Genomic DNA, 12,683 nt, shown 5'->3' with positions numbered 1-12,683 from the left:
AGTCAGTCGCCGGTCGTCCTGCCGATCAGCGAACCGTAGGCCAGTTGCAGCGCGTCCGCCCCGGCGAGGGCGGTCAGGGCGCCCATCGCGGTGCGTGTCGCGTGCGGCCAGAGCAGCTGGCCGGCGGTGAGGGTGGAGGCCACCCAGACACTCATGCAGAACGGGCAGGTCGCCAGCTCCCCGGCGGTGTGCCGGCCGCCCTCGGGCTGGGCCTCCTCGTGCAGTTCGGCCGGGCCCTGCGGTTCGACGTACCGGGTGAAGGGAGCGCGCAGCGGGCTGGTGACGGACGCCTTGGTCAGCAGCCGGCTGAGCCGGAACGTGGCGATCGAGGTCAGTGCCACGTCCCAGGGCTCGGGCCGGTCCGGCAGCGGCCGGCCGCGCAGCCGCACGGCGGCCGCCCAGGCCGCCGTGTAGCCGGCGAACCCGGCCATGGCCGCCAGGTAGCCGCCGAGCGGGCGGTCGTGCCCGGCCGCGTAGTCCCTGCGGGTACGTCGCAGCAGTCCGTGCAGACGTCCTGTCCGGCGGCCGTCGACTGCCGTGTCCATGGGCTTCCTTCCTCGCCGGGTCAGGTCACTTCTCCTCGAAGTCCTCGGGGCTCACGCCCGCCTCCTCGAGAGCCTCCTTGACCGTGCGTCCGGTGGCCCCGGCGTCCGAGGTGCCCGCCTTCGACGCGTTCCTCCCGGTGAGGACCTCGTCGGTCGCGCCGGTCTTCGGACGGTTCTCTTCAGGAGTGGTCATCACGGCCCCTTGTCGCGTCGCGGATCTGATGTGTCCCGGCCCGTCCCTCCGGCTGCCCGCTCCGTGAGCGGTCCGGACGGGCGGCGGGACAGACCGACTAACCTCAGCGGGGCCGGCCAAACACGCGGGGAGCGGCCGGCACCGGCGCCCGCTGTCACGTTCCCCGGACGACGGCCACCGGACAGTGGGCGTGATGGAGCATGGCCTGGCTGACCGAGCCGAGCAGCAGTCCGCCGAAGCCGCCGCGCCCCCGTGCGCCGATCACGAGGAGCTGCGCGGAGCGGCTCGCCTCGATCAGGGTCTCCCGCGTCGGGCCCTGCACCGCCTGCGTGGTGACGGCCACGTCGGGGAAGCGTCCCCGGTGCCCGGCGAGCGCCTCGGACACCAGCCGTTCCTCGTCCTGCGCCAGGACGCCCGGCGCGGCGGCGAACGGACCGATTCCCGGTGTGGGCAGCGGCGCGTTCCACGTGGTCCAGGCGTGCAGGCCGAGGAGCGGCGCGCCGCGCAGGGCGGCTTCGGTGAAGGCGAAGTCGGTCGCCGCCTCGGCGGCGGTCGAGCCGTCGACGCCGAGGATCACCGGGCCGTCGGTCCGGGGCTCCTCGCGGACGACCAGGACCGGGCAGCGGCCGTGGGCCGCGAGGTGCACGGCGGTCGAGCCCACGAGCAGGCCCACGAAGCCGCCCGTCCCCCGTGAGCCGACGACCACCAGCTCCGCGGTCCGCGACTCGGTCTCCAGGGTCGCCAGAGGTTCGCCGCTCACGACGGCGTGGCCGACCTCGATCCCCGGGGCGGCCGTCCGCGCCCGTTCGACCGCCTCCGCCACCAGCCGGTCCACCTCCTGGCGCAGCCCGCCGTCCTGCGGGCCCAGCGGGGACGGGCCCATCGGCACGTGCATGGCCGGCCAGACGAACGCGTGGACGACGCGCAGGGCGGCGTCGCGCAGCCGCGCCTCCATCGCGGCGGCCTCCACGGCGGCCAGACTCGACGCCGATCCGTCCACGCCCACGACCACGTGACCGCTCACGATGACTCCCTCGCCGTCGTCGCCCCCGCTCCGTCAAGTCTTCACCCGTCGGGGCGTCCCCGGCATCCGCTGCCCGTCTCCCCGCCCGCGTCCCTGGCCGTGCCCCACGGGGTGAGCGGGCCGCCGCGTTGCGCCATGGGGCCGATCGGCCTCACTCCGAGGACGTCCAGCGGCTGCCGTCCCGCCGCCGTCCGGCCGAGGCTGGAGGGGTACCGCACGCCGGCCGGGCCCGCCCCGGGGTGATCCGGGGTCGCGTGGCCGGAAGGGAGAGCGACGCCATGGTCCGACACGTGTACGCGTTCACCGAGGGCAGCCGGGACATGGCCGCTCTGCTCGGAGGGAAGGGCGCCAACCTCGCCGAGATGACCCGGATGGGGCTGCCGGTGCCGCCGGGGTTCACCGTCACCACCGAGGCCTGCCGTGCCTTCCTCGCCTCCGGCTCGGAGCCGGACGGTCTGTCCCGCGAGATCTCCGACCACCTGACCTCGCTCGAGGAGGCGGCCGGGCGGCGGCTCGGGCAGCCCGACGACCCGCTGCTGCTGTCCGTGCGCTCGGGGGCGCGGTTCTCCATGCCCGGCATGATGGAGACGATCCTCGACGTCGGTCTGAACGACGCGTCCGTGCAGGGTCTCGCCAAGTCCTCAGGGAACGAGCGCTTCGCGTGGGACTCCTACCGCCGCCTCGTGCAGATGTTCGGCACTACGGTCATGGGGGTCGACGGCGCCCTGTTCGAGGACACCATGAACCGGCTCAAGCAGGCGCGGGGCGCCGCGGACGACCTCGGCCTGGACGCGGGCGACCTCGCCGAGCTGGTCGAGGCGTACAAGGAGCTGATCCACCGGCACACCGGCGACGACTTCCCGCAGTCGCCGGCCGAGCAGCTGCGCCGCGCGGTCCTGGCGGTCTTCTCGTCCTGGAACGTCGAGCGCGCCCGGCTCTACCGGCGCCGCGAGCACATCCCGGACGACCTGGGCACCGCGGTCAACGTGCAGACGATGGTCTTCGGCAACCTGGGCTCCGACTCGGGCAGCGGCGTCGCCTTCACCCGCGACCCGGCCACCGGCCGGCCCGGCCTGTACGGCGAATACCTGCCGAACGCGCAGGGCGAGGACGTCGTCGCCGGTATCCGCAACACCGTCCCGCTGGCCGACCTGGAGCGGCTGGACCCGACGTCCTACGCGCGACTGCGTGATCACATGCGGGCGTTGGAGGAGCACTACCGGGATCTGTGCGACATCGAGTTCACCATCGAGCGCGGGCGGCTGTGGATGCTGCAGACCCGGGTCGGCAAGCGCACCGCCGAGGCCGCGTTCGCCATCGCCGCCGAGCTCGTCGACGAGGGTCTGATCACCGAGGACGAGGCGCTGCGGCGCGTCGGCGGCGAGGGGCTGGCCCGGCTGATGTTCCCCCGGTTCGACACCGCGGGCATCGGCGAGGCGCTGGCGCGGGGCATCCCGGCCTCACCGGGAGCCGCCGTCGGGGCCGCCGTGTTCGACTCCGCCGAGGCGGTGCGCCGCGCCGACGCCGGGGAGAAGGTCGTCCTGGTACGGCAGGAGACGACGCCCGACGACCTGCCCGGGATGGTGGCCGCGCAGGCCGTGCTCACCAGCCGGGGCGGCAAGACCAGCCACGCCGCCGTGGTCGCCCGGGGCATGGGCAAGGTGTGCGTCTGCGGGGCCGAGGAGATCGGCGTCGACCCGCACGGCCGTCGCTTCACCGTGGGCGGCACCGTCGTCGAGGAGGGCACGGTCCTGTCCGTGGACGGCTCCTCGGGAGCGGTGTACGCGGGCGCCGCGCCGCTGGTCGACTCCGCCGTGATGCGGTACTTCGAGACCGGCGACCGGTCGGGGCCCTCGGCGGGGCTGGTCGAGGCCGTCGCCCGCGTCATGGAACGGGCCGACGGGGCACGCCGGCTGGGCGTCCGCGCCAACGCCGACACCCCCGAGGACGCGGCGCGCGCCCGGCGGTTCGGTGCCGAGGGCATCGGGCTGTGCCGCACCGAGCACATGTTCCTCGGCGACCGGCGGCCCCTGGTCGAGGCGATGATCCTGGCCCGTACCGACGCCGAACGCGAGCGGGCCCTCGCGGAGCTGCTGCCGCTACAGCGCCGGGACTTCACCGGCATCCTGGAGGCGATGGACGGCCTGCCCGTCACGATCCGGCTGCTCGACCCGCCGCTGCACGAGTTCCTGCCGGACCGCACCGAGCTCGCGGTCCGGCTCGCCGCCGCGCAGGCCCGGGGCATCGCGCCCAGCGCCCACGACACCGAACTGCTGGACGCCGTCAACCGCATGCACGAGGAGAACCCGATGCTCGGCCTGCGCGGGGTGCGGCTCGGGCTGGTCGCGCCCGGTCTCGTCGCCATGCAGGTGCGGGCGGTCGCCGAGGCGGTCGTCGACCGCAGGCGGGCCGGCGGTGATCCGCGCGCGGAGATCATGGTGCCGCTGATCGACACCGTCGAGGAACTGCGGCTGGTCGGCGAGGAGGTGCGGCAGGTCCTGGCCCAGGTGTCCGAGGAGTCCGGCGTCGTCGTGGACTGCCCCGTCGGCACGATGATCGAGCTGCCCCGCGCCGCCCTGACGGCGGGCCTCATCGCCGAAGAGGCCCAGTTCTTCTCCTTCGGCACGAACGATCTCACCCAGACCACCTGGGGGTTCTCCCGGGACGACGTGGAGGCGGCCTTCTTCTCGGCCTACCTGGACAAGGGCGTCTTCAAGGTCTCCCCGTTCGAGACGATCGACCGCGACGGGGTGGGCCGGCTGGTCGAGATCGCGGTCGCCGAGGGCCGCGCCGCCCGGCCCGACCTGAAGATCGGGGTCTGCGGCGAGCACGGCGGGGACCCGGAGTCGGTGCACTTCTTCCACGCGGCCGGCCTGGGCTACGTCTCCTGCTCCCCGTTCCGGGTGCCCGTCGCCCGGCTGGAGGCGGGACGGGCGGCCGTGACGGGGACGGACGGCAGCGACAGCCGGTGACGGAGTCCGGTCACGCCGACGGGACGGCTCGGCGCACACGAGCATGACGCGATCCCCCTCGCCCTCCGGCCGGCGGGGCGCGTCGACGGCGTGGCCGGTGTGGTGAACGACCTGACGCCGGACGCGGGGACGGTGTCGTCAGTCCTGGGAGCCGCCGAGTCCCGTGAGGGCGCCGACCGGGTCCAGGTCCGGGGTACCTCTGGGCCACCAGTCGTCCTGGCCGGGCTCGGACTCGTACGGGTACCAGAGCCCGTCCCGGCCCAGGCGCAGCTGGACATGGCCGCGCGGGTGGGTGAGGCGGTTGCGCCGGGGCCGGAAGGCCGGGAGGTCGGCGGCCAAAAGCAGCGGGCGAGCCCGGTCGAAGCGCCCCGCCGGAGGATCCCAGGGCTCCTCGAGGACGGCCAGGCCCTCCAGGCCGCCCTGCCGCCAGGCGGCGACGGCCCGAGCGAGGTCGGCCGTCGTACGGCCGGCGGCCGACGCGAGGGAGGCGTACAGGGCGCGGCTGCCGGCGGTGAGGCCGGAACCGGGGCGGGCGGCGGCCAGCCGGACCGCGTCCTGCCACAGCGTCAGGCCGCCGACCGGGTCCCGGCCGGTCCCGAGGAGGGCGTGCGCCCGAGCCGCCGCGTCGGTGGCCAGCTGGTCAAGCGCGAACGGGTCCGGGCCGCCCGGCGCCGCCGGGTACACCGGGGGCTGCTCGGGGTGCGGCGGCGCCGGCAGCGGGGGCGGCAGCGGCGGGAGCCTGCGCTCCGCGGCCAGCGCCTCGGTGGCGCGCACGCCCGCCAGGGGCTCCGGTTCCCGTTCCTGCGCGGCGCGGGCGGCGCGCGCGGCGTTGCGCCGGGACAGGGCGTCGAGCAGTTCCCGCTCGCCCCGGCCGCGCAGCAGGAACAGCACGAACGGGTCGGCGTCCAGCAGCCGTGCCGTCTGGTAGCAGAGGGCCGCGGCGTGCTTGCAGGGGTGCCCCCGGTCGGGGCAGCTGCACCGGGGATCGAGGTCGCCCGGGCCGGGCAGCAGCGGCACGTCGCCCTCGGCGAGCGACTGCGGCATCTCCTTGTCCAGCAGCGCGGCGATGTGCGCCGGGCGTTCCGTCACGGTGTCCAGGAACCGTGCCCAGTCGGCGTCGCCCAGTGTCCGCAGCCGCACCTGCACGCGGTACGGCCTGGGCCGGCTGCCGCGCACGTACGCCAGGACCAGTCCCGGTGTCACCGTGATGGCGTCGACGTGCCCTTCCCGCGCGTAACCGCGGCCGCGGGCCAGGCGCTTGACGTCCAGGGCGCCCTCCTCCAGGGCGGTCACCCAGGCGTTGCCCCACCAGGTCTCGGCGAACCCGGCGTCGTCCGGCGGCCGGGGCACGAACGCCGGGAAGGTGCGCCGCAGTTCGCCGTCCCGGCCGGGGGCGGCCATGGAACGGGGCACCTGGGGGGTGGCCGCGGGGACGGGGGCCGGGGCCGGGGAAGTTCCGTACGGGGTCGCGGGGTCCGAGGAAGAGCGCTCCTGGGAAGCGGAGTTCGGGACACGACGGGCCGGGGCAGCAGGGTCCGGGGCACGACGGTCCGGGGCAGCAGGGTCCGGGGCACGACGATCCGGGGCAGCAGGGTCTGGGTCCGGCGAGGGGGTCTCCGACGGCTCCGCCGGTGTCGCGTCGCCGGCAGCCCGGATCGCCGCGTCGGTGCGGTCACCGGGGGCCGGCGCGGACCCCGGGTCGCCGGCGTCGTCAGTGTCGTGGGTGCCGTCGGTGTCGTCCCAGGACGGCATCCGGAAGGCGCCCGCCACCAGGCGCCGGACATCGCGGGCGCGCCGGGCGGCGGTGTCCCGGGCCTCGTCCCCGGTCACCCGCTCCCTCACCTGACCGGTGGCCGCGGCGCGCCGGGGCCGGTGCGCGGTCCGCCCCTCGCGCTCGGCCTCCGCCTGGGCCCGCCGCCGGTCCTCCCGGGCGGCGCGCAGCGCCTCCCGGGCCCCCTCGGCCGCACGCCGCGCGGGAGTGGGCCCGGTACTCGGGCCGGAGTCGGCCGGGGATTCCGCAGGCACGTCCGGACTGGTGGACGCGGCCCGTCTCAGTGCCGCGCGAGCGGCGTCACCGGGACGCGCCTCGGCGGGCGCGCCCCCTTCGGCGGCCGATGCGCCGTCCCCGTCGGCGTCCCGCTCCGCCTCGCGCCGCTCCCGTGCCGCCCGCAGCGCCTGCCGGGCCGCCTCGGCGGGGCTCTGCGCGCGCTCGTCCTCCCCCGTCATGACTCCCTCCTCAGGGACACCAGGTCGGTCAGCTCACGGTCGGTGAGTTCCGTGAGGGCCGACTCGCCGCCGCCGAGGATCGCGTCGGCCAGGGCCCGCTTGGAAGCCAGCATGTCGGCGATGCGGTCCTCGATGGTCCCCTCGGTGATGAGCCGGTGGACCTGGACGGGCTGGGTCTGGCCGATGCGGTAGGCGCGGTCGGTGGCCTGCTCCTCGACGGCCGGGTTCCACCAGCGGTCGAAGTGGACGACATGGCCCGCGCGGGTCAGGTTCAGCCCGGTGCCCGCCGCCTTCAGGGAGAGCACGAGGACCGGGGTGGCGCCGCTCTGGAACCGGTCCACCATGCGCTCCCGGTCCGGCACCGGGGTGCCTCCGTGGAGGATCTCCACCGGGACAGCCCGGGCGGCGAGGTGGGAGGTGATCAGGCGGCCCATCCCCACGTACTGGGTGAAGACGAGCGCCGAGCCGTCCTCGGCGAGCACGGTGTCCAGCAGTTCGTCCAGGAGGGTCAGCTTGCCGGAGCGGACGGCGAGGCGCTCGGCCGCGGCGGACGGGTCCTCCTTGAGGTACAGGGCCGGGTGGTCGCAGATCTGCTTCAGGGACGTCAGCAGCTTCAGCACCAGGCCCCGGCGGGCCATGCCCTCGGCCGTCTCGATCGCGATGAGCGACTCGCGGACCACCGCCTCGTACAGCGCGGCCTGTTCACGGGTGAGCGGCACCGGGTGGTCCGTCTCCGTCTTGGGCGGCAGCTCGGGGACGATCCCGGGGTCGGACTTCCTGCGGCGCAGCAGGAACGGCCGGACCAGGCGGGCCAGGCGCTCGACCGCCTCGTCGTCCTCGCCGTTCTCCACGGCGCGCGCGTGGCGGGCGCGGAAGGACTTCAGGGGGCCGAGCAGGCCGGGGGTGGTCCAGTCGAGGAGGGCCCACAGCTCGGAGAGGTTGTTCTCGACGGGGGTGCCGGTCAGCGCCACGCGCGCCGGGGTCGGGATGGTGCGCAGGGCCTTCGCCGTCGCCGAGTAGGGGTTCTTGACGTGCTGGGCCTCGTCGGCGACGACCATGCCCCAGGGGGCGGCCGCGAGCGTGGGCGCGGCCGAGCGCATGGTGCCGTACGTCGTGAGGACGAATCCGCCGTCGAGGCCGTCCAGGGTGCGGTCGGGCCCGTGGAAGCGGCGGACGGGGACGCCGGGGGCGAACCGGGTGATCTCCCGCTGCCAGTTGCCGAGCAGGGAGGCCGGGCACACGACCAGGGTGGGGGCCGGTCGGGCGCGCTTGAGGTGCAGGGCGATGACGGTGATCGTCTTGCCGAGTCCCATGTCGTCGGCGAGGCAGCCGCCGAGTCCGAGCGAGGTCATGAGGTCCAGCCAGGCCAGGCCCCGCAGCTGGTAGTCGCGCAGCGTGGCCCGCAGCCCCGCCGGGGGTTCGGCGGGGCGGATGCCGGCGGTGAGCCGGTCGCGCAGGGCGGCGAGCGCGCCGACCGGCACCGCCTCGACGGTCTCGCCGTCGACCTCGGCGCTGCCGGTGAGCGCGACGGACAGCGCGTCGACGGGGTCGAGCAGGCCGAGTTCGCGTTTGCGGGCCTTGCGGACCAGGGCCGGGTCGACCAGCACCCACTGGTCCCGGAGCCGGACGACGGGGCGGTGGGCCTCGGCGAGCGCGTCCATCTCGGCCTCGGTCAGCGGGTCGCCGCCGATGGCGAGCTGCCAGCGGAACTGGAGCAGTTCCTCGCTCTCGAAGAAGCCGGTGCCGTCGGTGGCGGAGCCGGGGGCGGGCCGTACGACCGCTGCCGCGCTGAGGTCCTGCGCCAGGTCCCGGGGCCAGTGGACCGCGACGCCCGCGGCGGCGAGCCGGGTCGCGGCGACGCCGAGCAGGTCCCCCAGCTCGTCGTCGGACAGGGCGAGGACGTCGGGGACGTCCTGCTCGGAGAGCCGGTCGAGCGGCGGCCACACCCGGGCGGCGCGCCGGACCGCGAGCGCGGCGTCCACCCGCGCGCGGGGGCCGAAGGCGGTGTCCGCCTCGCCGGACCACAGGGCGGCTGCGTCGGCCACGAGGGTGGGGTCGGCGAGGCTGTGCACCTGGACGATCGCGGCGCCCGCGTTGCGTGAGCCGGCCGCGTCCTCGTCGAAGAGGGTGTGCGCGGACAGGTCCAGGCGGAGCGAGACGCGCACCCCGGCGTCCATGCCGGCGGCGACCTCGGCGGCCCACGCGTGGGCGTTGGGCAGGGGCTGGGCCTCGCGCGCGGCGAAGGGGCGGCCGGCGGCGTGGGGGGCGGCGGGGGTGCGGGGCAGGCTGTCGGCGACGGCGTCGAGGAAGGACCGCAGGAGCGCCTCGGGTTCGGGCAGCCGCAGCGGGCCGGGGCCGGGCAGCGGGACGGCGTGGCCCTCGGGGGGCAGGGCGGCGGCGATCGCCCGCAGGTGGGAGATGTCGTCGGGGTCGAGGGGGCCGGCCCGCCAGGCGTCGTGGCCGGTGGGGGTGAGGCCGGGCAGCAGGCGGCCGCGCGCGGTGAGCCGCAGGGCGTGCAGGGCGGCGGCCCCCCAGCAGGCGGTGGCGGGGTGGGCGGCCGGGTCGTGCCGCGCGCGCACGAGCAGCGGTAGGGCTTCGGTGAGGGGCAGGGTCAGCGCGGCGGTGGTGCGGCGGCGGACCGTGGATCCGTGCGGCCGCACGACGGTGAGCTCGCCGTCCTCTGCGGGCAGCGGGTCGCCGTCCTGGGCGGGCAGCGGGTCGCCGGCCGGGTCCCAGAAGGCGATGCGGCCCTCGCGTGGGAGCGGTGCGGGCAGGAAGACGGCGGCGAGGCGCGCGGGGACGTGCTCGTCCGTACTCGCGGTCGCCGCGGGTGCGCTGCTCATACGTCCCGCGCTGCTCATACGTCCTGCCACCTCCCTCCCCGACGTCGGACCGAGTGTCTCCGACTCTACGGGCGGGGTCTGACAATCGGCCCCGGCCACCGGGGCGGGCACCGGCTACGGGGCGGGCACCGGCTAGGGGACGGTGCGGGCGACGACGAAGACGAAGGGCTTCTGCGGGTCGGCGAGGTTCACCACGATGTCGTGGGTGGGTGCCGGGTTCTTCCGTTTGTCGACGACGCCGTACCAGGGGCCCTCGCCGGTGAACTTCCAGCCGGTGATCTTCTGGTCGCGGGCGCTGATCGTGATGTCGTCCCGCTTCAGGTCGTTCCGGTCGAGCCCCATGGTCCTCAGGTACCCGTCGAGGCCGCCGGGGACGGTCTCGAACTGGACGTAGAGCCGGCTGGTCTTCCAGTTGTTGGTCTCGTAGTAGGCGACCTTGTACGACGGCACCGGGATGGTGACCTTGTAGATGTGACGCTGGACGCGCGCGGGCCAGCCGGCGGTGAGGCCGGTCGCCGAGTACTTGGCCTCCTTGTCCTTGCCGCTGTCGCGGCTCTGGTTGGCGGAGATGACCAGGTAGCCGGCGGGGACGCCGATGAGCAGCACGATGATGAGCAGCGTGAGCGCCCGGCGGCGGTTGCGGTGGCGGCGGTCCTCGGTGGGCTGCTGCGGCTCGTCCGGGGAGTCGGCCTGACGGGGTACGGACACGGTCACGCCGGCCCCTGGGAGGTCCGGCGGGACTCCGCGAAGCGCGCGTAGCGCTCGTAGCGCTCGACACGGCGCCGGTTGGCGCGGCGGAAGCGCCGGGCGACCAGGCGGGCGAGGTCGGCGGCGCCGACCATGCCGGCCTCGGGTCCGAGCTGGGCGCGGGCGATGCGGGCCTCGGGGCGGTAGCCGCGGCCGGTGAGCTGGCGCTTGAAGGCGTCGCGCGCGGGGCCGATGAGCAGGTCGTCCGCGGCGGAGACGCCGCCGCCGATGACGAAGCAGGACGGGTCGAGGGCGGCGGCCAGGTTGGCGATGCCGACGCCGAGCCACTGGCCGATGTCCTGGAGCAGTTCGATGCACATGGCGTCGCCCTCGCGGGCGAGCTCGGTGATCATCGGGCCGGTGATGTCGGAGATCTGGCCCTTGACGTGCTCGATGATCCCGTACGCCACCGGGGAGTCGGCGGCGGCCAGCTCGCGGGCCTCGCGCACGAGCGCGTTGCCCGAGCTGTACTGCTCCCAGCAGCCGCGGTTGCCGCACGGGCAGCGGTGGCCGCCGGGCACGACCTGCATATGGCCGAACTCGCCGGCGACGCCGTACTTGCCGCGTTTGACCTGCCCGTCCTCCAGGATCGCGCCGCCGATGCCCGTCCCGAGCGTGATCATGACGAGGTGGTCCTCGCCGCGTCCGGCGCCGAAGCGCCACTCGGCCCAGGCGGCGGAGTTGGCGTCGTTGTCGACCAGGACGGGCACCGCGAGACGGCCCGCGAGGCGGTCGCGCAGGGGTTCGTTGCGCCAGGACAGGTGGGGGGCGAACAGGACGCGGTTGCGGTCGGCGTCGACCCAGCCGGCCGCGCCGATGCCGACGGCGTGCACGTCGTGGCGGTCGGACAGGTCCAGGACCAGTTCGACGATCGTGTCCTCGACGACCTTCGGACTCTTGGACTTGTCCGGCGTCTCCGTGCGGAGCTTCTCCAGGATGTTGCCGTCCGCGTCCACGACGCCCGCCATCACCTTGGTGCCGCCGATGTCGATGCCCACCGTGGGCACGCGGGGAGCCGACAGATGCGAGCGGCGCTCTCTGGAGCCGACCGTGCGCAGCACGGGGGCCCGCCGGGAGCCGATCGGTGCGGTGAAGTCGCGGTAGGTGCTCATCCCGCCCGATTCTGCCGCACGCTCACGCTGGGTGCCGAACGGGGGAACAATGGGACGGTTGCCGCGAGTGGCCTGTTCCGGGAGGGATTGTGCCGCGGGAACCGGGCGCCGATGACCTCGCAACGGCCGTCCATTTGTCCTGACATTGATACGTACCGGTCGGTCCGCTCAGGACCGTACGAGAAGCTGGAACTCGAACGAGTAGCGGCTCGGCCGGTAGGTGTGGGTGCCGTACTCGACCGCGCGGCCGGTGTCGTCGAACGTCACGCGCTGCATGGTGAGCAGGGGCGCGCCCTCCTTCTCGGCGAGGCGCTCGGCCTCGGCGGAGGTGGCGGCGCGGGCCCCGATGGTCTGCCGGGCGCTGTGCAGGGTGATGCCGGCGGCCCGCATCAGCCGGTACAGGCCGGTGGCCTCCAGCTGCCCGGTGTCGAGGTCCAGCAGGCCGGGCGGCAGGAAGTTGCACAGGTGGGCCATCGGTTCGCCGTGCGCGAGGCGCAGCCGTTCGATCCGGTGGACGTCGCTGCCCTCGGTGACCCCCAGAGCGGCGGCGACCTCGGCGGACGCGGGGACGACGGTGTTGACGAGGACGCGGGTCGCCGGGCGCTGGCCGGCCGACTCCAGGTCGTCGTAGAGGCTGCTGAGCTCCAGCGGGCGTTTGACCTGGCTGTGCACGACCTGGGTGCCGACGCCACGGCGGCGCACCAGCAGCCCCTTGTCGACCAGAGACTGGATGGCCTGGCGGACGGTGGGCCGGGACAGACCGAGGCGCGCGGCGAGTTCGATCTCGTTGCCCAGCAGGCTGCCGGGGGTGAGCGCTCCGTGCTCGATGGCGGCCTCGAGCTGCTGCGAGAGCTGGAAGTACAAGGGCACCGGACTGCTCCGGTCCACGCTGAGCTCGAGTTCCACGGTCGGGTCCATTTCTGGTTTCGGCACGGCCCGACTGTAGTCCCACGGCCTGTTGACGGGAAGTTGTGTAGTTCGATTGTCCGGACATTGTCATTGACAGCGTCCACACCGAACC

The 12,683-nt window shown here is 74.9% G+C and carries 9 protein-coding genes; 1 reads left to right on the top strand and 8 read right to left on the bottom strand.

Translation table 11 applies throughout. The features are described 5' to 3' along the window. Positions 1–2: 2 nt before the first annotated feature. The 3 genes from ADL34_RS14105 to ADL34_RS14100 all read right to left on the bottom strand — a co-directional run bounded on the left by ADL34_RS14105 (position 3) and on the right by ADL34_RS14100 (position 1,762). Positions 3–545 carry a DUF1360 domain-containing protein gene (locus ADL34_RS14105; protein WP_062666987.1) on the bottom strand — a complete coding sequence of 181 codons (543 nt, stop codon included), beginning with the start codon at positions 543–545 and terminating at the stop codon, positions 3–5. Positions 546–570: 25 nt separating this feature from the next. Continuing rightward, the gene (locus ADL34_RS36360; RefSeq protein ID WP_199835569.1) at positions 571–738 is read right to left on the bottom strand and encodes a hypothetical protein; all 168 of its coding nucleotides are present in this window, start codon (positions 736–738) and stop codon (positions 571–573) included. A 154-nt stretch (positions 739–892) separates the two neighbouring features. After that, on the bottom strand, positions 893–1,762 hold the full coding sequence (locus tag ADL34_RS14100) for a universal stress protein (protein WP_079034098.1): 870 nt from the start codon (positions 1,760–1,762) through the stop codon (positions 893–895). Between the two features lie 278 nt (positions 1,763–2,040). Between ADL34_RS14100 and ppdK the strand changes: the two genes are divergently transcribed. Further along, entirely contained in the window at positions 2,041–4,734 is a 2,694-nt protein-coding gene (ppdK, locus tag ADL34_RS14095) for a pyruvate, phosphate dikinase (protein ID WP_062666985.1), read from the top strand. A gap of 138 nt (positions 4,735–4,872) precedes the next feature. Here ppdK and ADL34_RS14090 read toward each other — a convergent pair whose 3' ends face one another. The 5 genes from ADL34_RS14090 to ADL34_RS14070 form a co-directional block, all read right to left on the bottom strand. Next, a complete protein-coding gene (locus ADL34_RS14090; RefSeq protein WP_062739788.1) occupies positions 4,873–6,960 on the bottom strand; it encodes an SWIM zinc finger family protein in 2,088 nt (695 codons plus the stop codon). Further along, positions 6,957–9,803 carry a DEAD/DEAH box helicase gene (locus ADL34_RS14085; RefSeq protein WP_062666980.1) on the bottom strand — a complete coding sequence of 949 codons (2,847 nt, stop codon included), beginning with the start codon at positions 9,801–9,803 and terminating at the stop codon, positions 6,957–6,959. Before ADL34_RS14085 ends, ADL34_RS14090 begins: the two co-directional genes overlap by 4 nt. Positions 9,804–9,935: 132 nt before the next feature. Continuing rightward, on the bottom strand, positions 9,936–10,517 hold the full coding sequence (locus tag ADL34_RS14080; protein WP_062666978.1) for a hypothetical protein: 582 nt from the start codon (positions 10,515–10,517) through the stop codon (positions 9,936–9,938). Continuing rightward, positions 10,514–11,662 carry an ROK family glucokinase gene (locus ADL34_RS14075; protein WP_062666976.1) on the bottom strand — a complete coding sequence of 383 codons (1,149 nt, stop codon included), beginning with the start codon at positions 11,660–11,662 and terminating at the stop codon, positions 10,514–10,516. The genes ADL34_RS14080 and ADL34_RS14075 overlap by 4 nt, the downstream gene beginning before the upstream one ends. 168 nt (positions 11,663–11,830) lie before the next feature. Continuing rightward, a complete protein-coding gene (locus ADL34_RS14070; RefSeq protein ID WP_179199452.1) occupies positions 11,831–12,568 on the bottom strand; it encodes a GntR family transcriptional regulator in 738 nt (245 codons plus the stop codon). Positions 12,569–12,683 lie beyond the last annotated feature (115 nt).

The organism is Streptomyces sp. NRRL WC-3605, from assembly GCF_001509795.1.
GTDB lineage: Bacteria > Actinomycetota > Actinomycetes > Streptomycetales > Streptomycetaceae > Streptomyces > Streptomyces viridochromogenes.
Note: the sequence above shows the minus strand (reverse complement) of the source record. Positions and strands in the feature narration are given on the sequence as shown.

What these genes read in the sequence shown, in the direction of transcription:
- ADL34_RS14105 (WP_062666987.1), bottom strand. Translation starts at nt 545, where the DNA reads ATGGACACGGCAGTCGACGGCCGCCGGACAGGACGTCTGCACGGACTG.
- ADL34_RS36360 (WP_199835569.1), bottom strand. Translation starts at nt 738, where the DNA reads ATGACCACTCCTGAAGAGAACCGTCCGAAGACCGGCGCGACCGACGAG.
- ppdK (WP_062666985.1), top strand. Translation starts at nt 2,041, where the DNA reads ATGGTCCGACACGTGTACGCGTTCACCGAGGGCAGCCGGGACATGGCC.
- ADL34_RS14090 (WP_062739788.1), bottom strand. Translation starts at nt 6,960, where the DNA reads ATGACGGGGGAGGACGAGCGCGCGCAGAGCCCCGCCGAGGCGGCCCGG.
- ADL34_RS14085 (WP_062666980.1), bottom strand. Translation starts at nt 9,803, where the DNA reads ATGAGCAGCGCACCCGCGGCGACCGCGAGTACGGACGAGCACGTCCCC.
- ADL34_RS14075 (WP_062666976.1), bottom strand. Translation starts at nt 11,662, where the DNA reads ATGAGCACCTACCGCGACTTCACCGCACCGATCGGCTCCCGGCGGGCC.